Below are 19,198 nucleotides of genomic sequence, written 5' to 3' on the forward strand. Positions count from 1 at the left end.
TGCCCCGATGAAAAAGTTTTTCAGCCTGCTCGCGACCTTGCTGGTACTGGCCTTGGCGATCTGGATTGGCCGCACGTTGTGGGTGCACTACATGCAAACGCCGTGGACCCGCGACGGCCGCGTGCGCGCCGACATCATCAACGTGGCCGCCGACGTCACCGGTGAAGTGGTCGACGTGCCCGTGCGCGATAACCAGTTGGTGAAAAAGGGCGACCTGCTGATGCAGATCGACCCCGAGCACTACCGCATCGCCGTCAAACAGGCGCAATCCCTGGTCGCCTCGCGCAAAGCCACCTGGGAAATGCGCAAGGTCAACGCCCACCGCCGCGCCGACCTCGACGCCCTGGTGATCTCCAGGGAAAACCGCGACGACGCCAGCAACATCGCCGACTCGGCCCTGGCGGATTACCAGCACGCACTGGCACAACTCGAAGCGGCCGAACTCAACTTGAAACGCACCCAGGTCGTGGCGGCAGTGGACGGCTACGTCACCAACCTCAACGTGCATCGCGGCGACTACGCACGCATCGGCGAAGCCAAGATGGCCGTGGTGGATATGAACTCGTTCTGGGTCTATGGCTTCTTCGAAGAAACCAAACTGCCCCATGTGAAAGTCGGTGACAAAGCTGACATGCAACTGATGAGCGGCGAGACATTGAAGGGGCACGTAGAAAGCATCTCGCGCGGCATCTACGACCGCGACAACCCGGAGAGTCGCGAGCTGATCGCCGATGTGAATCCGACCTTCAACTGGGTGCGCCTGGCCCAGCGGGTGCCGGTGCGGATTCATATTGATGAAGTGCCGCAGGGGGTGTTATTGGCGGCGGGGATTACCTGCACGGTGATTGTCGATAGCGTGCCCCTGGCCGAATAAGCACCTTAGCTGGCCTACACCCTTATCATCGATACCCGAGACGTTCGCACCGGCAATGATTCGCTGGTCACCCCGTTCGGTCAGCAGCACAGGGGGGGATCTGGGTTCGGACTGCATGTCGTTGTAACCCTGGTTGTTGAAGGCCAGATCCAGCACGCCGTGGGTTTTGAATTGAGCGATGTAGATCCAGTTGCCGGTTGACGCCGTCACCAGGTTGCCTGTGCTGGTTTGCATGATGCATTGCCAGCCATTGTCGTGGTTGCTGTCGAATTGGCTGACCAGGGGTTTACCGTTGTTGAACAGTTGGTGCACGGCGCCGTTTGGGGTAATCGCCTGCATGAGACCTTTTGTGCTTTCGGCGCCGCCCTGCCCAATTTGGCCGGCGCCAACAAGACTGTTGTCCGCGCGCTCGGTCAGAGCGTTGAAGGTGGTGTGATCCTTGATACTGTCCATGGGATGAAACCCCGGCGTCTTGGGACTGCCAAAGCCGGCGTCCGGGCTGCCGTCAGGGTTGAGGCGGGCAAACAGGGCGGTCTTGAGGGTGGGGATAAACCGGGCATGTCCAACAAACACTATTTTGTGATCACTGCCCTGGCTGATACACGCGTTGACCGCCGTGGCCACATTGGAGCCGGCAAGTTTGAACTCCAGCCTGCCAGTTTTGTTGAAGCTTTCGTCCAGTGCACCATTGGGCTGCAGGCGAAACAGCACACCCACTGTCTGGTCCTGATTGTCGTGGGCTACATAGTTGGCGCTCACTAAAATACGTCCGTCACTCTGGACGTGTACTGTCGCTGATTCTCCTATGAGTTCTTCGTAGTCCTTGGTGGGCAGAATGCACCGCCCTTGCTCGGCAAAATTCGTGTCGGGCTCACCTTCGCTGTTGAAACGTGCAATCACCAAGTTCGCCCAGCCATTGGATGCACTGCGCCATGTCCAGCCCAGCATCAGGATGTTGCCGGCCGATTGTACGGCCAGCCTTGAACCACCGGCCGGCAGCGAGGGTAAAAAATCACCGATGACCAGCCCGTTCGTTCCAAACGATTTATCCAGGCTGCCGTCGGCGTTCAGGCGGCCCAAGCCGTATAGGTACTGGTCGTCGTGGTTTCTATACACGCTGGCGCTGAACAAAAGCTTGCCATCCTTCGCGGTTGCAAGTCCTCCGAAGCGAAAGCGAACGTTCAGATCACCATGATCTTCGAGAATTTTTTCCAGGGCTTGCACCCCTCCAATACCGAAGTCGGGATCCAGCGTGCCGGGTTGCGTCTTTGAGGGTTTTTTTGACTTACGCATCAACGCATCCCTTCTTTGGTTGGAGAGGAAAGTCTGCCCCCTGGATACAACGTGTGCTCAAACCCGGCGACGTTTTCAGTCTGGTCTTGGTGTGATACCGCGTCTACTGTCAAATCTGACAGGTGCTAGTTGGCCATTATTGGCTGCGCGCCTGAGGCACAAAAGTCTCATGCAGATGACGCCACAGCAACGCACCGCTGGCCTGCTTTTCAAACACCACCGTGGCGCGGCGATCTGTCTGCGTGCCGCTGGCATCGATCTGATGCTCGCGATAAGTCACCGTTGCGCCGCGCGCATGCCGGTCAATCCCAGCCATTTCACTCAAGGTGATCTTCAACCCCGGGCGCATACCACCCAGGCGAGTGAACAGCGCGTTGACCCCGGCTGCATTGACGCGTGTGCCGGTGGCGGGGGCGATCATGCTGAACTCGGGGGAGAAGCGCGCAAGCAGGCTTTGCAGGGTGCCTTCCGGCGCAACCCCGGCAAACCATTGCTCGATCTCGACGTGGGTCTGGATCACTTCTTCAAAAAAATCGCTGTAGTCGATCATTTACAAACTCCCATTCAAACCAAAGCGTTTTTTCAACACGGCTTCCAATAATCCCTTGGGCAACAACGCGGCCATCAACGGCAACGCCCGGCTGCCATTGCCCGAGCGCAACAGGCGCGGCGGCTGTGGTTGTTGCACCGCCTTGAGCACATCCGCTGCAAACACGCCGGCCGGGGTGGGCTTGTCCTGAGAGGCCTGGCTGCGTGCGCGAATGCCCTCGCGCAACGGCCACCACGGCGATTTTTCGTTGATTAACAGCTCGGCCTGGGCGCCGGCGTTTTTGGCAAAACTCGTATTGATGGCGCCGGGCTGGACTTCCATCACCCTCACCCCAAATGGTGCCAGCTCCATGCGCAGTGCATCACTCAATGCATGCACCGCCGCCTTGGACGCGCAGTAGGCGCCGGCAAACGGCGTGACCAGCACGCCGGAAACGCTGCCGATATTCACCACCAGCCCTTTGCGCCTGCGCAGGGCCGGGAACAGCGCCTGGGTCACGCCGACGATGGAAAATACGTTGGTCTCGAACTGGCGCTGCATCGCCTCGGTGCCGCCATCGAGCAGCGGGCCCATGGCGCCGTAGCCGGCGTTGTTGATCAGTACATCCAGCTCTCCCAGTTGTTCGGCCAGGCGCTGTAAAGCGGCACTGTCGTTGACGTCGAGTTCGACGGCATTGAAACCCGCAGCGGCGAGGGCGGTGACGTCTTGCGGGCGGCGGGCGCTGGCCCACACGTCGAAACCGGCGGATTTGAAGGCCTCGGCCAGGGCGCGGCCAATACCGCTGGAGCAACCGGTGATGAGTACGTTGGGCATGGATCAGTCCTTTGTCAGTCCGAGAAGCTGCCTTGCAGATGCTCGGCGCGAAATTCCAGGGTTTGCGCGCGGTAGCCGGGGCGCAGGGGCGGGGTGGGCAGGCAGTCGTCCCAAGTGGCGCCGGCCTGCAACTCGCCGGGCCCACGATAGCGCGGGGCGGCGTAGACGTTGTCGGCCAGGTTGACCGTATCGCCCGGCGCATAGGCGGCGACGCGCCAGCGCAGTTCGGTGAGGGGGACGTCGTTGCCGTTGTTCAGGGTCAGCTTGAGCGGGCGGTCAGCCGGGCATTCCTGCGGGGCGTAGGTGATGCGCAGTTCAAGGCGCGCCAGTTGCGAGGCTTCGCGGTTGTCCAGCCACACCACCCACACCGCGACAAGACCCAGGCCGACGGCAGCGGCCAACGACACCGGCAATGCCTTGGCCGGGTAGCGCAGCAGGAGGATCAGCCAGGTGATGATCAGTAGAACGCCGAAGAACATGGAGACCACCTCGAGTAGGGAACGAGCATCCTAACTTAAGCGTAGGTGGGATTGGCTACCTTGAGTGCTGTGGTGGGTGTGCCGGCCTCATCGGGGGCAAGCCCCCTCCCACATTTGAATGTATTCGCAGATCAAAGGTGGGAGGGGGCTTGCCCCCGATGAGGCCCGCCCAGCCAGCGTAAATCCCAAACAAAAAGCCCCCACCCAACCCACTGCGGATAGGGGACGCAATGGGCTGGGCGAGGGCTTCTTGTACGACTGTTTTACTGCGCGATAGTTTTCACCGACACGCCACGTTCAACCGGCGTCGAGCGCCCGTAGATATCTTCGAAGCGCTCGATATCGTCTTCGCCCAGGTAGCTGCCCGATTGCACTTCGATGATCTCCAACGGGATCTTGCCCGGGTTGCGCAGGCGGTGCACCGAGGCGATCGGGATGTAGGTGGACTGGTTCTCGCAGAGCAGGAACACGTTCTCGTCACAGGTGACTTCGGCGGTGCCGCTGACCACGATCCAGTGTTCGGCGCGGTGGTGGTGCATCTGCAACGACAGGCACGCGCCCGGCTTGACCGAGATGTGCTTGACCTGGAAGCGGCCGCCCATGTCCACCGAGTCGTAGGAGCCCCACGGACGATAGACTTCGCAGTGGTTCTGGGTTTCGCTGCGGCCCTGTTCGTTGAGGGTGTTGACCATCTGCTTGACGCCCTGGACCTTGTCCTTGTGGGCAATCATCATCGCGTCCTTGGTTTCCACCACCACGATGTTTTCCAGGCCGATTACCGACACCAGCTTGCCGTTGCCGTGGATCATGCAGTTCTTGCTGTCCTGGATCACCACGTCGCCCTTGGTGACGTTGCCGTTGGCGTCTTTATCGTTGACCGCCCACAGCGAAGCCCAGCAACCCACGTCGCTCCAGCCGGCGCTCAACGGCACCACGCAGGCGCGCTGGGTTTTTTCCATCACGGCGTAGTCGATGGAGTTGTCCGGGCAGCAGGCGAAAGTGGCTTCGTCGAAGGTCACGGTATCGGCGTCTTGCTGGCTGCGCTCCAGGGTCAGCACGCAGGTGTCGTAGATGTCCGGATCGTGCTTTTTCAGCTCTTCCAGGAAGCGGCTGGCGCGGAACAGGAACATGCCGCTGTTCCAGAAGTAACCGCCGCTTTTGACGAATTCGACGGCGCGTTTTTCATCGGGTTTTTCCACGAACTGCTGTACGCGGCTCACGCCTTCGGGCAGCAGCGAATCGTTGGTGGACTTGATGTAGCCGTAGCCGGTTTCCGGACGGGTCGCCGGCACGCCGAATAGCACCATCTCGCCACGCTCGGCGGCCACGGTGGCCAGGGCCAGGGCGCGTTGCAGGGCTTTCTGGTCGTCGATCACGTGGTCGGCCGGCAGCACCAGCATCAGTTCGTCACGGCCTTCGTTGACCAGCATCATCGCGGTGAGGGCCACGGCCGGCGCGGTGTTGCGGCCGAAGGGTTCCATCAGGATGCGTTGGCACTCCAGTTTACGGTTGGCCAGTTGCTCGTTGACGATGAAGCGATGGTCCTTGTTGCAGACCACGATCGGGGAGTCCATGCCTTCGAACACCAGGCGTTCCAGGGTTTGCTGGAACAGCGTGTGCTCGCCGGTCAGGGCCAGGAATTGTTTGGGGAACTGTTTGCGGGAAAGCGGCCAAAGACGTGAGCCGCTACCACCGGAAAGGATTACTGGGATCATGTGTTTCTCCTTGAATCAATTTGGGTCAGAGCTACGAAGGTTTGTCGTTTCACTCTTGTTTTTGTCTCGTGTCCGGGCCGGCCGCAGCCGACCCGGAAAATTCATTCAGCGGGTCGACACCGGGCGTTTTACCCAGACTGGCGAAATGCTCGAACCCGAACCGGTGACGTACAGCACCGCTGCCTCACCACGCTCCAGGGCCACTGGCTTGACGTCGCCAACTTTCTTGTCGCCGTCATACAGCGCCAGGCTCACCTTCACCGGGTTGATCTCACGTTCGCCACGGCCTTTGGCGGCCACCGACTTGACCACGTCGGTCTTGCCGTCGGCGGTTTTCAGGGTCAGGGCCTTGTCGCTGAGGTTCTGCACGCGCACCAGGGATTTCTGCTTGTTCTTGAACGGTGGCTCTTCGATCAGCTGCGGCTGGCCGCTGTTGTTGTTGACCAGAGTGTAGTAGTGGTCCGGGGCGAGCTTGACCGGCACGGTCTGGCTGCCGACCTTGGCGCTGTAGTCGCCGCCGGGCATGAAGCTGAAGTCGCTGCTGGCCAGAGGGGCCACGTCGCTGAGGTTGGTGCTGCCGACAGTGGCGCTGACTTCCTGGTTGGAGGCGTTGTAGATCCGCACGAAGCTTGAGCCTTTCGGTGCGACTGGGCCGTACAAGGCAGCGTCACCGGCGAAGGCGGACAGGGATACCAAGCTCATACCGGCAGCCAGGGCCAGAGTCTTAGCGAGACGACGCGGAGTAGTAGTGAAAGTCATGTGAGTTACCTCTCTTTCAGTTTTGCGCCCGGTCGGGCGTCTCGGATTTTGGGTTTTTAGCTGGGGTGTTCAGTGCCATGTTTTGTTGGCGCGAACCGGCTTGTTTAAGTTGCGCAACCCACGATGGGTCGGCATCACCGATTTCGTTGTTCACGGGCAGATAGCGTTCAGGAAACTCCCAGATCAGCACCTGTGGCGGGCTGTTCTTGAAGTCGTCACTTTTCAGGTAGCTGAGCATCGGCAGGATCGGGCCATGGCCGTCTTCGGCGTAGCTGACCACGTCGCTGCCCAGGGCTTGCTTGAGGGCGCCGACGAAGTTCCAGTTGGGGTTGGCGCTGTAGCTGGTGCCCACCAGGGCCACCGGGGTTTCGCTGTCGCTGAACAGCGCGTCGTCGCCTTTGGTTTCGGCCAGGTGCGTGACGCGTTTTTCCAGCGGCTCTTTCGGTGGCATCAGGTTTTCGAACAGCGGGTCCAGGGGCAGGAACAGACGCAGGTCGCCTTTATGCGGCTCGGTCTTCTCGGCCTCGGTGACAAAACGCTGCGGCTCGCCGTGGAGCGGGGTCTTATCGGCGATGGTTTTAGCCAATTGCTTGGCAGCGATTTCGGCGCCGTCCGGGGTCCAGTGAGTGTCGGTGCGCAGGAACACCTGCTTGCCGCCCAGCTTGGCCTGTTGCAGCGGGCCGAGCAGGTCCGGGGCGATGATCTTGTCGGCGGCCACACGGGCGTGGAAGTCCTGGTACAGGTTGGCGTGGATGCTCGCCGGTTTCACTTCACCCAGGTGCTCCGGGTACAGGCGCACCTTGGCCGGCACGATCGCCATCACCAGTTGGATGCCCTGGGCCTTGAGTTTCTGGCGTACGCCTTCGACCAGCGCGTAGTTGCCTTGAAGGTTCTGGTCTTCGTTGACGGCGGGGTTGAACTCCTCGTCGCTGTACAACCAGTGATCGCGGCCCAGCACCACGCCAGGGCGGCCTTCATTGAACAGCTTGTAGTCCAGCGCGGCCCAGAGGTTGGTGCCCAATCGCTTGATCGGGAACTCCTCGTCGTAATGGGTCTCGACGGCCTTGGTCCAGCGACCGTTGAGCACGGTCGCGTCGGCGTTGGTACTGAAGCCCAGGAAGCTGCGCAGCGACCAGGCGCCCAGGGCCAGCAGCAGCACCAGGAACAGGCCGATATAGAGGACGCGTAATGAACGGGTCATGGTCGGCTCCCTCAGAATTGGAAGTAAAGGAACGGCGAGAAACTCTGCGCCGACAGTTTGAGAATCGACGCCACGAACAGCAGCAGCACCGCCGCGCGCATGGCGTAGCGTGGCCAGTCAGCGGTCCAGTAGGCCGGTTGCACGGCAGCGTCACGACCTACGGTGAAACCTGGCTCGTGGATGCTGCCCGGGTTGTCGCCCGGCACGGCCTTGATCAGGCTCGGGTCGGCCGGCTTGGTTTTCTCGGCAGGGCGGTTGGTGTAGAAGTCGCGCAGGCCGAAGAACGCCAATGTTGCGTACGCCACCACCAGGGTCGCGACTTGCAGGCCGGTGAGGCTGGCGCGGTTGAGTTCCGACAGCGACCACTCGCCGAAGCTGAACATCGCACCGTACATACGGCCCGCGACGTGGAGGTTTTCGGCGCGGAAGATCACCCAGCCCATCACCACCAGCAGGAAGGTGAAGGCCCAGCGCAGTACGTTGAAACTGCGCGGTGCGGTGTTGAGGCCGATGGCTTTTTCAATCGCCAGCCACATGCCGTGCCAGGCACCCCACACGATGTAGGTGATGTTCGCACCGTGCCACAGGCCACCGAGCAGCATGGTCAGGAACAGGTTGCGGTAGGTGGTCAGCGTGCCTTTACGGTTGCCGCCCAAGGTGATGTACAGGTAGTCACGCAGCCAGGTGGACAGGCTGATGTGCCAGCGCCGCCAGAACTCGGTGATCGACTGGCTGATGTACGGCTGCTTGAAGTTTTCCATGAAGCGGAAACCCATCATCAAGCCCAGGCCGATGGCCATGTCGCTGTAGCCGGAGAAGTCGAAGTACAACTGCGCGGTGTAGGCCAGCGCCCCCAGCCAGGCATCGCCGGTGGTGGGGTTTTGCAGGGCGAAGCAATGGTCGGCCACCACCGCCAGGGTGTCGGCGATGAAGACCTTCTTGATGAAACCCTGCATGAACCGCGTGCAGCCCTCGGAGAACTTGTCGAGGGTGTGGGTGCGGTTATTGAACTGGTCGGCCAGGTCGCGGAAACGCAGGACCGGGCCGGCGATCAGGTGCGGGAAGATCGCCACGAACGCCGCGAAGTCGATGAGATTGCGGGTCGCCGGGGTATCGCCACGGTACACGTCGATGATGTAGCTGATGGACTCGAAGATGTAGAACGAGATCCCGATCGGCAGCAGCACGTGGGTGAGGATGAAAGGCTCCAGGCCGGCCGACTTCATCATGACGTTGATGCTGTCGACGCCGAAGTTGGCGTACTTGAAGTAGCCGAGGATGCACAGGTCGACCGCCACGCCCAGCAGCAGCCAGCGTTGGGCCGGCTTGGTGCGCACGCCGGCGGCACCGACCTTGAGGCCGATCCAGTAGTTCCACAGCGTGACGGCGGCGAACAGCGCCAGGAAGTCCACTCGCCACCAGGCGTAGAACACGTAGCTGGCAATCAGCAGCAGCAGATTGCGATAGCGTTGCCCGCTCAAGTAGTACAAGCCGAGAAAGATCGGCAAGAACAGAAACAGGAACACATTGGACGAGAAAACCATCCCGATCTCTCCATGTTTAACCAACAGTCAAGGGCCAGAGCCCCCCCAAACCCCCCCACGAAAAGACGGGGAGGGCGGTACAACATTCCTACTGACGAAACTGGCTCAAAAATGTGGGAGGGGGCTTGCCCCCGATGGCGGTGTAACAGTCGCCATCTGTGTTGAATGACACCCTGCTATCGGGGGCAAGCCCCCTCCCACATTTTTTACCGAGTTCGCTCAGGAACCTTTGTTGCCTTTTTCATGCGTCGGGTCGTAGACCTTGGTCAGGTCACCCCCGAGGCGGAAGGTCTTGAACGGCTGCATGCCATGCTTGCGTTCGATCACATCCGGTGCGCAGGTGTAGAGGGTGCAGAAGGGTTCGAGCCAGGCGAATTTCATGTCCTGCTTCAGGTCCTTCATGTCCTGCTCCTTGCCGTTCTTCTGTTCGAAGATCTCCGGGTCCTTGACCCCGGCCAGCACTTTGTCGCCCAGGCGCTTGAGTGCGCTGTTGTTTTCCTGGCGCAGGTCGACACCGTTGACCAGGGCAAAACTGGCGATCATCGACAGCGGCGGCAACGCGTAGTTGTGGTACGACAAGGCACGCTGCTGACGCTTCAACTCGTTGGGCAGGAAGCCTTGGTCGTCGACCTGGTTGACGCCAACCTTGTATTCCTTGACGGCCCAGTCAAACAGGTCGCGACGGTTGGTGGCGACGGACGTTGCCATCACCGACCAGGCGGCCCAGTAGGAGTGGTTGTTGGTTTTTTCCAGCGGCAGGTTGTCCCAGTCGCTGACCACCTGATCGGCCAGTTTGTTGAACCAGGCTTCGATCAGTTGCGACTCCTGCTGGTGGTTGGCCAACGGGTGCGAGTCGGAGAACTTCAGGCGCACATAGGCCGACGCCATGCTGCCCAGGGCCCATTTGCGCATGGACTTGCCGGTGTGGTTGAAGTCCTTGGACATCAACGCATCGGCCTTGGCCCACGACACCAGCCAGTTCAGGGTGCATTCGAGCTGCTCCGGGCGACCGTCGCGCATGAATTGCATCACGCGCTTGCTGGTGTCTTTTTCCAGCTTGGTGATATCGGCGGTGCTGTCGCGAAAGGCTTTTTCCGACTGCACGTTCAGGGTCGAACGGGCTTTGTCGGAACCTTCGTACTTGCTGCGAAATTGCAGAGGCCCGGTGTAGGGCGTCGGCATGGTGTCGCAGTTTTCCTTGAAGTCGCCGGTCTTGAACGCTTCAATCGGTGCGAAGTAGCCCTGGGGCGGACGCAGCGGGGCGGCGGCGTTGACCGAACCGGCGAAGATCGCCAGGCCCAGTAACGATGGAATCCATAACTTCTGCATAAGTAACCTCATTGCCCTGTCGAGGCAGTCTGTTGACCGCCCGCTGGGAATACGTTGCGTGTGCAAATTTTCGCTTCGACCTTCTGCGCGGCAGCGCCCGCTTCGGGGCCCTGCACTTCCACGGCCAGCAAGTTCTGCGAGGCCCAGTCTTCATCGGTGCGCAGTTCAAAGGCGAAACGCCCGTCTGTTTCGGATGTTTCGGGTTTCTCGATCTTGATGTCCTCGTGGCGCCCGTTCATGTACCAGAGGGTGGCTTGCAAGGTTTTCACCGACGGGTCGGCGAAGCGGATATCAACCTGGTGATTGGCATTACGCAGGTCTTTGTTCGAACTGTTAACCAGCAATTCGTTCTTGCCCGGTTTCAATGTAGTGCTCGCGCTCATCTGGGCGGTCTTGCCTTCGCAGCCGTTGTCGAGCAGCGCCATCATCTGGCGGTAGATGGTCTCCTGGTCCAGGCGATACAGCGGCGAGAACTCCCAGATCAGGATTTTCGGCGGGCTCTTCTGGAATTCGTCGCTGCCCAGGTACTGGATCATCGAGCCTTCCAGGCCACCGCCGGGGAAGGCGACGTTGAGGATGTCGGCACCGATTTCCTGTTCCAGGAAACCGGCAAAGTTGTAGTTCTTGCCACTGTGGCTGGTGCCCACCAGGGTGATCTGCGGGTTGCCCGAATCGCCGAACAGGTCGCCGTCGCCGGCTTCGCCTTTCGGCTCGGTGGTGAACTGGTCCATGTACTGGATCGCGTAGCTGGTGCCGCACAATTGCCCGGCCATGTTGTGCAGGGTGCCGGTCTTGCCCATGCGTCCGGAGCGCTTGGTCTCGAATTCGCGCTTGGGAATATCGGCGAACTCAGGCATTGCACGCACCTTGGCGCCGACGATTTTCGCCGTGCGCTGGGCGCCGTATGGAGTCCAGTGCTGGTCGCCGCGGAAGTAGAAGTCGTGGGCCGGCAGTTCGTCCGGCAGTTGCTCGTTGGTCAACGGCGACAGGTCCGGCACCACGTAGCCCATCTTGGCGAAACGGCCGAGCATGGTCTTGTAGTTGCCCAGGGCCTTGTCGAAATCGAACGAGGCTTTTTCCGCGGGGTTGAGCTTGTTGCGGTTCACCAGGCCACGGGTCGGCTGGTAGACCACTACCAGTTCCACGCCCTTGGCCTTGAACGCGTCGTGCAGTTGTTGCATGCGCTTGTAGCCGGCCGGGCTGGTGTCGAACTCGGTGCGCAGGTCTTCCTGGGTACGGAACAGCCAGTCGCCCTGGGCTTGCACCAGGGTGGTGAAGTTCTGCTGGTAGCGCGTGGTGTAGTTCTTCGCGTCATGGGCGGCCGGGCACAGGCTGCAGCAGGGTTCGGCGGTGAAGGTCGGCGCCTTGATTTCGTCGGCGCGCACGCCCTGGCTGGCCGCGAGCAGGCCGAGGGCCAGACCCGAGAGGCTCAGCAGTTTGATCATGTGTGGGTGCATAAGGGTCATCCTCAGTCCTGCATTTCGGTCTGGCGTTCGACAGGGTCGATCAGCACGGCTTTCTGCTGGCGCACCAGCAGGTCGAGAATTTCTTCCTGGCGATCGCCCAGCACGCCGGAAAAGCTGATGCCGCTGGATTTGGTCGGCGCCAGCATCGACACGCGGTACAGCTCGATACTCAGTGGCGAGTCGATGGACAACGGCCCGCTGCCGTTACCCGCCAGTTCACCGCCGACCACGATCAGCGAGACCTTGGCGTCGAACGGGTCGAGGGCGATGTCGCGGTCGGTGTCGGTCAAATCCTTGATGTGGCCGTACACGCCGGTCAGGCCGTTGGCCATCGAGGTGTTTTCGTACAGCTTGATATTCACGCTGTTACGCACGCGGATGCCGTGGCGACGGTTGCTGATCACCTTGTTGCCCCACAGCAGGTTGTCGCCGCTCTCATAGAGGGTGATGCCGTCGGTGTGGTTGCGGTAGATCTCGTTGTCGGCGATCAGGTTGTTCACGCTGTTACGGTCGATCACCAGGCCCGAAAGCTTGTTGTCGTAGCTGCGGTTGTTGAAGATGAAGCTGTCGTTCACCTCACGGGAAATGATGATGCCGTGCTTCTTCTTGGTGCCGTAGACGGTGTTGTCCGCGATGATCAGGCCGTGGGAACGGTCATGGGGGTCAATGCCGTAGACGATGTTGTCTTTGTAGGTATTGCCCTTGATCACGAAGCCCGTGGTCTCGTAGCAGTAGAAGCCGTACCACATGTCCGAGAACTCGGAATCGATGATCCAGCCGGTCGGCTCGGGGCGCTTGAGCACCTTGGCCATGTTCGGCGTGTACTGGGAAATACTCACCCCGTACGACTTACTGTTGGCATAGCCGAAACTGGCCATCTTGGTCTTGGAGACGTAAGTCTCGGTGCCGCCCCAGGCCAGCAGGAACGGGCGGAATTCCTTGGGCGACTTGAACAGCGCCGGGCCATTGGCCTTTTCGCTCCAACCGGTGATCTTGGTGTCACGCACGAACAGCTGACCGTCGTTGATCAGGAACGAACCACCCTCCTGGGACAGGCGCAGCTCCTGGGTGTTTTTATCGATGTCCAGGATGCCCTTGCGCCCGACCACGATCGGCAACTTGGCCAGGAACACGCCCGGCGAAGTTTCGCTGAAGTACTGCTTGGGCACTTTGCCCAGCAGGTCCTTGAGGTTCATGTAGCCGTCGTCGACAAAGATCGCCTGGGGAATGCCGTGCTGGCGCACCACCCATTCGGCCATCTTGTTGTCGCCGCCGATAAAGTCCTTGAGGGCGTCTTCCTGCATCATGCGGCGGATGCTGATCTTGCCGGGCCTGGTGCGTACGATCTTCTTTTCCATCGCTGCGGCGGTATAACCCGACAGGTCAGGCAGGGCTGGCTTGGCCATTTCCAGCGGCGCGGTCGGCGGGCTGGAAATGGTGTAGGTCTTGGCCTGTTGCAGTTCCTTGGCGATGGTCGGCGCCTTGGCCGCCGTATCGGCAAACGCTGTGGCACTGGCCATCAGCATTGCCGCGACGAGTAGGCTTTGAGCATTCATTGCGCAGGCTCCCATCAGAATTTCCAGATCACGTCGACAAACGCGCGATGCATGTACGAGTCGACCTGGCTGCCATAGGCATCACCTGGCTTGAACACACCGGCACGGAACCGCACCAGGGCTGATGGCTCGTCAACCGACTGGCTGAGCGCGGCCGGCAGCAGGCCGGTCTTGAAGTACTTGGTGACGACAAGGTCCATCTCCTGGCCCAGGTCTTTCTTGCCGTCTTCAAGGGGCAGGGAAGTGCTGGACAGGATCGCGCCGGTGACGTCATCGGTGTTGTTCTGCACGGCGTCGATGCCGTTGCTGCCGACTGGCTTGTTGCCGTCGACGCGCCAGAACTTGTGGTACACCAGGCTGGCGTCGTAGTCCTCACGCAGCTGCCAGGAACCGAACAGGCTCATGGACTGCATGTTGTTCATCTCGCCACGAAACGCTTCGCCGAAACGGTGCACGCGGGACTGGGTACCGGTCCAGTTCGAACGGTTGCTTTGCAGGCCGTTCTGCTCGTACTCGGCACTGGCGCGGGCATAGGCCGCACCCACTTGCCATTGCGGGTCCAGACGCAGGCGGATACCCAGGTCGGTCGCCCAGCCACTCACGTCATCGCTGCGCTTGGCCTCTGTCGGGCGGGTGCCGTCGGCGTTCAAGGCATTGACCGAGTCGCGGTCGCCTTTCATGCCGGTGATGCTGGCCCAGTAGTTGACGGTGTTGGTGTTGCGCCAGTTGTAGGCGTCGCTGTTGGCTTCGATGCCGAGCCAGGTCAGGTCGCCGTTCTCGCGCTTGTCCAGGGAGTCGGTGGCGACGCCCGGTTCCGGGTAGTCGAGCTTGCCGTTGTCATGGGTGTGGTGGCCACGCAGGCCGATCCACTGGCCTGGCGTCCACTGGTAGGACGCGTCGGCGTAGAGGTGCTGACGGTCCTTATCCTTGGGCGACAGTTCCTTGAGGTCGGTACGGTATTCGCTGAAACGTTCGGCGACGCCGACGTTGGCCTTGAGCAGGGTGGTGTCGAAGGTCCAGTTCAGCGCTTCGATGTTGGTGTCGCGCCATTGGCCGTCGTCGTTGCGCAGGCGTTGGCGACCAAGTTTGAGGATCTCGCCGGGGTAGGGCGTGAAGCCGCTGTAGCCGACCCAGAACTCGCGCATGGCCAGGTAGTTTTTCTTGGTCTTGCGGTCGTTGTTGGTGGTTTGCTGGTTTTCGTCATCCGCCGACTGTTGCAGGGTGTCGGTCTCGATGATGTCGCTCGAAGCAACCGCCTGGCCCATGGCGTAGGCGCTCCAGTTGCCGCTTTCGCCGTAGATCCACGGGCGCAGGTCGAGGCCGATGCCGTTGACGTCGCCGCCTTTCTGGGTGCCGAGGTCGCGGTCATCTTCGGACTGGCCGGTGACTTTGACTTCCAGGCCGAAATTCTTGGCTTCGGTCAGCGCGGCCAGGGTCGGGCACGACCACAGCAGGGCGAAGGTCAGGCCGATGCCGGCCTGCACGAATGGATTGAGCTTCATAGGGATTCCTCGCCGTCTTCTTCTTCCAGGGCGTGCAGTTGCAGCGTGCTCTGGGCCAGGGTGCCGCGGGCGGCCAGTTCCTGTTGCACCAGGCGTTGGCCTTGGGCGCGTTGTTCCGGTGTAAGCGGGGCTTCGAGCTGCGTGGCCAGGTCGTTGGCCTCTGGCGTGCCCTGGGCTTTGGCCAATTGGCTGAAGACATAGGCATTCAATGGGTCGGGCTTGGTGCCCTTGCCTTGGGAAAACAATTGGGCGATGGCGAAGTCGGCGCTGTTCTGGCCGTTGCGCGCAGCGGTCAGCAGGTGGTCCAGGGCTTTTTGCGAATAGACCTGGCCCAGGTAACCACGGCGGTAGATCTGACCGAGGTAGTAGTCGGCAGCCACTTCGCGGCCCACGGCTTTCTGGAAGTGCGCTTCAGCCGCCTTGGCGTCCGCCGGCACCCACTTGCCTTCGTAGTAGAGCTTGCCCAGCAACAGCTCGGCGCGCGGCTGGTCGGCGGCGCGGCCGTTGTCCAGGTACTTCATCATCTGGTCGACGTCGCCCAGTTCGGGGAAGTCGTAGAGCAGTTGCGCCAGGCTGACCCAGGAAGCGGGGTAGCCGGGGGCGATTTTTTCCAGCAGGGCCTGGGCGGTTTTCTCGTCGGTCTTGCCCAGCGTGGCGTCGCCCAATACGCGGGCGACGCTGTCGACGCGTTGGGCGGTGACGGTGCCGCGGCTGTAGCCGGCTTCCATCTGCTTGAGCAGTTCGGCCTGTTTTTCCGGCTGGGCTTTTTTCTGGTAGACCGTGGCCAGCTCGACATAGCAGATATCGGTGGTGTTCAGCGCGGCCTTGCAGATGCGCTCCACATCATCCAGATGCTGGTCGTAGGTGTCCTGGGTGCGATACAGCAGGACCTGGGCCAGGCCGGCTTCCGGGTAACCGGCGGCCTGCCACTTGCTGATCTGCTGCTGGGCATTCACGTTGGGAAAGCTGTGGGGGTATTGCAGGTACAGCATCGCCAGCGGGATCAGGGTGTTGCCTTCGCCATTGGCAAAGGCTTTTTTCAGCAGGCCTTCGGCTTCATGGTGTTCGGCTTCGGTGGAGCCTGGCTTGGCCACCAGCAGGCGACCGAGGCGGGCCTGGGCGCGCGGCGAGGTATCCGCCGCAGCGCGGTAGGTGGCCTCGGCCTGTTTGATTTGCGCCGGATCGCGGGTGCCTACCTGGATATCGGCCAGGCCCACCTGGGCCTCGCTGTAACCCAGTTCTGCCAGTTGCTGGTAATTCTGCTGCGCGGTGACGGTGTCGCCACGCTTGAGCGCTTCATTGGCCAGGCGTTGGTCGGGCAGGCCGGCGCAACCGGCGAGGGCGATGGCCAGCGCCAGGGGCACCGGCAGGGTTCGAAGGGCGCTCATGATTAAAGACCCGCAGCCATGGCTTTATCGATCAGCCAGTTCAGGGATGGGCCACGGTCGCTGGTCACTTCCACCGGGCGGCCGGCGTAGGCGCTGTCCAGCGGGGCGTCAGGCTTGATCTGTACGCGGATGTCGGAGGACAGGTCGGCGCTGTTCAGGCTGGTGCTGCTGACGATGGTGCCGGTGCGGGTCTGTTCTTCGTCGGCCACCTGGAAGCTCACCGGGGTGCCTGGGCGCACGTCACCGAACTGGCGATAGGTAAAGCGAGCTTCGACGTTAGCCTGGCTGCCGCGTGGCACCAGTTGGAAGATCACGTCGCCTTTGCTGGCGTACTGGCCGTCGGCGACCAGTTGCTGGGCGACCACGCAATCGCATGGCGAGGTGAGGGTGCCGGTCATTTGCTTGCCGAACAGCTCTTCGACCTTGGCCGGCTGCAGCTGGTCTTCGTCCAGGTGGCCCTTGAGCACATCCAGCATGCTGGTGCTGAAGGTCGCCAGTGGCGCACCTTTGGCCGCCACCGCGTCACCTTTGAGCAGGCTTTGCACGGTGCCGTCGCGGGGCATGGTCACGTTCATGCCGGGCACGCTGACCAGGCCCGCCTGGGCGTGGCTGACGAAGTACATGCCGTACACCGATTTGAACACGAAGCCGAAGGCTGCCAGGCCGACGAGGAAGATCGCCAGGCTGAACGTCACGGCGCGCAGGCGACCGAAGGCGCTCATGTTGCTGCCGCTGTCCTTGACCTTGCGCGCCTTGGTGAAGTTGTCGCGTTGCAGGGTCGCCAGCACGTCACCCATGGTCACGATGTCGCCGGACAGGTGCGAGGTGATCAGGTGGCGCAGGGTGGAAATATCCTGGGCGTCGAGGTTCTGGAACTGGCAACCGGTGCGGCCGGTCTGGCGGTCGTAGGAGCGGATCTGCAGCTCCACATCCATGGCCAGGCCGAGGTTATCGATGACGAACTGCAGGCGACCCTTGTGCACTTCACCCACGGTCAACGGCTGGGTGGCGGTGAACGCCAGGCCGCCGGCGGACAGGTCGATCACCCGCGCTTCGGTCTGGGTGCGGTCAGTGTTGAAGAAGCGCAGCTTGGCCGGGATTTTGACCCGGGCATGTTGACGCTGGGCTTCGGACTCGTGGACAACGTTGGCATTTACTTGGCTGTTCATGACGGTGTAATTCCTTGGTTAATTCAGGCTTGGCAGGGTCAGACCATCATCAGCAACACGGCAACGAAGATGCTGCCGGCGGAGAAGGTCATGGTCCGAGACGACCAGGTGTTGAACCAACGTTGAAAGCTGGCCAAATCGCGGGTCAGTTTGGTGTCCTGGCGGGTCCAGGACTGTTGATCAAGGCGGAAGAACACGTAGATCTTCACCAACGCGCCCATGATCTGGTTGTAATAGAGAATCGCCGGGTAAGCCGGGCCGATCTTGTGGCCGGAGCACGACAGCAGCAGGGTCAGGATCAGGCGGGTGATGCCGATCCACAGCAGGTACGCGAGGATGAACGCGCCGCCGTACTTGAAGGTGGCGATGATTGCCACGGTCAGGCCGAGCAGGGAGGTCCACATCGACACACGCTGGTCGAACAACACGATGCTGGTGAACAGGCCCAGCCGACGCACACCCAGGCCCAGGGCTCGGGAGTTCTGGCGCAGGTTGTTGCCGTACCAGCGGAACATCAGCTTGCGGCTGGCTTTGATAAAGCTCTTTTCCGGCGGGTGTTCCACGGTGTGGATCGCGGCGTCCGGCACGTAGAAGGTGTCGTAGCCCAGGCGCATCAGGCTGAACCAGCTGGACTTGTCGTCACCGGTGAGGAACTTGAAGCGGCCCAGGCGCCAGTGCTGCAGCGAGTCGCTTTCCACGTCGGCGATAAAGCCCGGGTCAGTCACGACGTTGGCGCGGAACACCGACATGCGGCCGGTCATGGTCAGCACGCGCTTGGACAGGGCCATGGAGCACATGTTGATGTGGCGCTGGGCGAAGCGCAGTTTGTGCCACTCGCTCATGATGTAGCCGCCGCGCACTTCGCAGAATTCGTTGGTGGTCAGGCCGCCGACGTTGCCGAACAGCTGGAACCACGGCACGGTCTTGCGCACCACGCCTTCGGCGAGCACGGTGTCGCCATCGATCACGGCAACCACGGCGCGGTCGTCCGGCAGGTGGCGAGAGATGGCGCGGAAACCGAAGGCCAGGCCGTCGCGCTTGCCGGTACCGGCGATACGCACGAAGTCGAGCTTGACGTGATCCGGCGGGTTCATGCGTTCCCAGAGGCTCTTGACCAGCAGCTCATCGGACATTTCCACCAGCGAGCAGACCACGGTGGTGGGGAAGCCGCATTCGATGGCCTCGCGAATCACCGAGCTGTAGACCTGCGCGGTGGTCAGCGCATCGATACGGAAGCTGGTGACCATCAGGAACACGTGGGACGGATCGGCAGCCTTGCCCAGCTTGCGCACTTTACGGCGCAGGTGCGGGTAGACCACGTACAGGAACAGCATGCCGCGAAAGAAATGCGTAGCACCCATCGAGTAGCGCCAGATACCGACAGCGCCAATCAGGAAAATAAAATTCTTCGACTCGGAGTCGAACGTACTCGCCGGCAACAGCAGGGCGAGACCCATCAGCAGGCTCAGAAAGAACAGCCAGCCGGCGGATTGGAGCAGTACGTGTTTTAACTTGGACATAAGCGTCATCCGAAGGTGAAGAAGGCTTCGAGCTGCAAGC

General features: G+C 61.4%; 16 protein-coding genes. 1 reads left to right on the top strand and 15 read right to left on the bottom strand.

Annotated elements, in window-relative coordinates; genetic code table 11:
- The first annotated feature begins 7 nt into the window (after window positions 1-7).
- Window positions 8-874, top strand: coding sequence for an HlyD family secretion protein (locus J1N02_RS18570; RefSeq protein WP_027604740.1), 867 nt, complete (start codon window positions 8-10; stop codon window positions 872-874).
- Here J1N02_RS18570 and J1N02_RS18575 read toward each other — a convergent pair.
- From J1N02_RS18575 to alg8, 15 genes are all read right to left on the bottom strand, one after another.
- The gene (locus tag J1N02_RS18575; RefSeq protein WP_421147558.1) at window positions 815-2,167 is read right to left on the bottom strand and encodes a hypothetical protein; all 1,353 of its coding nucleotides are present in this window, start codon (window positions 2,165-2,167) and stop codon (window positions 815-817) included. The genes J1N02_RS18570 and J1N02_RS18575 overlap by 60 nt on opposite strands.
- 136 nt (window positions 2,168-2,303) lie before the next feature.
- Window positions 2,304-2,717 (bottom strand): DUF4440 domain-containing protein, encoded by a 414-nt coding sequence (locus J1N02_RS18580; protein ID WP_065924239.1) that lies wholly within the window; start codon window positions 2,715-2,717, stop codon window positions 2,304-2,306.
- A complete protein-coding gene (locus J1N02_RS18585) occupies window positions 2,718-3,530 on the bottom strand; it encodes an SDR family oxidoreductase (protein WP_405126201.1) in 813 nt (270 codons plus the stop codon). It abuts the gene before it with no gap.
- Window positions 3,531-3,544: 14 nt separating this feature from the next.
- Window positions 3,545-4,009 carry a hypothetical protein gene (locus J1N02_RS18590; RefSeq protein ID WP_027604736.1) on the bottom strand — a complete coding sequence of 155 codons (465 nt, stop codon included), beginning with the start codon at window positions 4,007-4,009 and terminating at the stop codon, window positions 3,545-3,547.
- A 263-nt stretch (window positions 4,010-4,272) separates the two neighbouring features.
- On the bottom strand, window positions 4,273-5,724 hold the full coding sequence (locus tag J1N02_RS18595; RefSeq protein WP_027604735.1) for a mannose-1-phosphate guanylyltransferase/mannose-6-phosphate isomerase: 1,452 nt from the start codon (window positions 5,722-5,724) through the stop codon (window positions 4,273-4,275).
- Between the two features lie 105 nt (window positions 5,725-5,829).
- Complete coding sequence (locus J1N02_RS18600) at window positions 5,830-6,483, bottom strand: alginate O-acetyltransferase AlgF (RefSeq protein ID WP_027604734.1); 654 nt, start codon at window positions 6,481-6,483, stop codon at window positions 5,830-5,832.
- A gap of 16 nt (window positions 6,484-6,499) precedes the next feature.
- A complete protein-coding gene (locus tag J1N02_RS18605) occupies window positions 6,500-7,684 on the bottom strand; it encodes an alginate O-acetyltransferase (protein ID WP_027604733.1) in 1,185 nt (394 codons plus the stop codon).
- An 11-nt stretch (window positions 7,685-7,695) separates the two neighbouring features.
- The gene (locus J1N02_RS18610; RefSeq protein ID WP_027604732.1) at window positions 7,696-9,228 is read right to left on the bottom strand and encodes an MBOAT family O-acyltransferase; all 1,533 of its coding nucleotides are present in this window, start codon (window positions 9,226-9,228) and stop codon (window positions 7,696-7,698) included.
- 219 nt (window positions 9,229-9,447) lie between these two features.
- Window positions 9,448-10,557 (bottom strand): mannuronate-specific alginate lyase, encoded by a 1,110-nt coding sequence (locus J1N02_RS18615; protein ID WP_083236343.1) that lies wholly within the window; start codon window positions 10,555-10,557, stop codon window positions 9,448-9,450.
- Between the two features lie 8 nt (window positions 10,558-10,565).
- A complete protein-coding gene (locus J1N02_RS18620; protein ID WP_027604730.1) occupies window positions 10,566-12,014 on the bottom strand; it encodes an alginate O-acetyltransferase in 1,449 nt (482 codons plus the stop codon).
- Window positions 12,015-12,025: 11 nt separating this feature from the next.
- Window positions 12,026-13,594, bottom strand: coding sequence for a mannuronan 5-epimerase AlgG (algG, locus tag J1N02_RS18625; RefSeq protein ID WP_098480350.1), 1,569 nt, complete (start codon window positions 13,592-13,594; stop codon window positions 12,026-12,028).
- The gene (locus J1N02_RS18630) at window positions 13,594-15,081 is read right to left on the bottom strand and encodes an alginate export family protein (protein ID WP_027604728.1); all 1,488 of its coding nucleotides are present in this window, start codon (window positions 15,079-15,081) and stop codon (window positions 13,594-13,596) included. The genes algG and J1N02_RS18630 overlap by 1 nt, the downstream gene beginning before the upstream one ends.
- Window positions 15,078-16,469, bottom strand: coding sequence for an alginate biosynthesis TPR repeat lipoprotein AlgK (gene algK, locus J1N02_RS18635; protein ID WP_027604727.1), 1,392 nt, complete (start codon window positions 16,467-16,469; stop codon window positions 15,078-15,080). The genes J1N02_RS18630 and algK overlap by 4 nt, the downstream gene beginning before the upstream one ends.
- A 2-nt stretch (window positions 16,470-16,471) precedes the next feature.
- Window positions 16,472-17,638 (bottom strand): alginate biosynthesis protein Alg44, encoded by a 1,167-nt coding sequence (locus J1N02_RS18640; protein WP_027604726.1) that lies wholly within the window; start codon window positions 17,636-17,638, stop codon window positions 16,472-16,474.
- A gap of 38 nt (window positions 17,639-17,676) precedes the next feature.
- Window positions 17,677-19,158 (bottom strand): mannuronan synthase, encoded by a 1,482-nt coding sequence (gene alg8, locus J1N02_RS18645; protein WP_161985711.1) that lies wholly within the window; start codon window positions 19,156-19,158, stop codon window positions 17,677-17,679.
- Window positions 19,159-19,198 lie beyond the last annotated feature (40 nt).

It is taken from the genome of Pseudomonas sp. NFX5 (assembly GCF_049132125.1).
In the GTDB taxonomy this organism is placed as follows: Bacteria; Pseudomonadota; Gammaproteobacteria; order Pseudomonadales; family Pseudomonadaceae; genus Aquipseudomonas; species Aquipseudomonas marginalis.

Excerpts from the sequence above, each read along its gene's own strand:
- J1N02_RS18595 (WP_027604735.1), bottom strand. The coding sequence starts at position 5,724 with ATGATCCCAGTAATCCTTTCCGGTGGTAGCGGCTCACGTCTTTGGCCG.
- J1N02_RS18585 (WP_405126201.1), bottom strand. The coding sequence starts at position 3,530 with ATGCCCAACGTACTCATCACCGGTTGCTCCAGCGGTATTGGCCGCGCC.
- J1N02_RS18615 (WP_083236343.1), bottom strand. The coding sequence starts at position 10,557 with ATGCAGAAGTTATGGATTCCATCGTTACTGGGCCTGGCGATCTTCGCC.
- alg8 (WP_161985711.1), bottom strand. The coding sequence starts at position 19,158 with ATGTCCAAGTTAAAACACGTACTGCTCCAATCCGCCGGCTGGCTGTTC.
- J1N02_RS18600 (WP_027604734.1), bottom strand. The coding sequence starts at position 6,483 with ATGACTTTCACTACTACTCCGCGTCGTCTCGCTAAGACTCTGGCCCTG.
- J1N02_RS18575 (WP_421147558.1), bottom strand. The coding sequence starts at position 2,167 with ATGCGTAAGTCAAAAAAACCCTCAAAGACGCAACCCGGCACGCTGGAT.
- J1N02_RS18580 (WP_065924239.1), bottom strand. The coding sequence starts at position 2,717 with ATGATCGACTACAGCGATTTTTTTGAAGAAGTGATCCAGACCCACGTC.
- algG (WP_098480350.1), bottom strand. The coding sequence starts at position 13,594 with ATGGGAGCCTGCGCAATGAATGCTCAAAGCCTACTCGTCGCGGCAATG.
- J1N02_RS18620 (WP_027604730.1), bottom strand. The coding sequence starts at position 12,014 with ATGCACCCACACATGATCAAACTGCTGAGCCTCTCGGGTCTGGCCCTC.
- J1N02_RS18570 (WP_027604740.1), top strand. The coding sequence starts at position 8 with ATGAAAAAGTTTTTCAGCCTGCTCGCGACCTTGCTGGTACTGGCCTTG.
- J1N02_RS18630 (WP_027604728.1), bottom strand. The coding sequence starts at position 15,081 with ATGAAGCTCAATCCATTCGTGCAGGCCGGCATCGGCCTGACCTTCGCC.
- J1N02_RS18610 (WP_027604732.1), bottom strand. The coding sequence starts at position 9,228 with ATGGTTTTCTCGTCCAATGTGTTCCTGTTTCTGTTCTTGCCGATCTTT.
- algK (WP_027604727.1), bottom strand. The coding sequence starts at position 16,469 with ATGAGCGCCCTTCGAACCCTGCCGGTGCCCCTGGCGCTGGCCATCGCC.
- J1N02_RS18640 (WP_027604726.1), bottom strand. The coding sequence starts at position 17,638 with ATGAACAGCCAAGTAAATGCCAACGTTGTCCACGAGTCCGAAGCCCAG.
- J1N02_RS18605 (WP_027604733.1), bottom strand. The coding sequence starts at position 7,684 with ATGACCCGTTCATTACGCGTCCTCTATATCGGCCTGTTCCTGGTGCTG.
- J1N02_RS18590 (WP_027604736.1), bottom strand. The coding sequence starts at position 4,009 with ATGTTCTTCGGCGTTCTACTGATCATCACCTGGCTGATCCTCCTGCTG.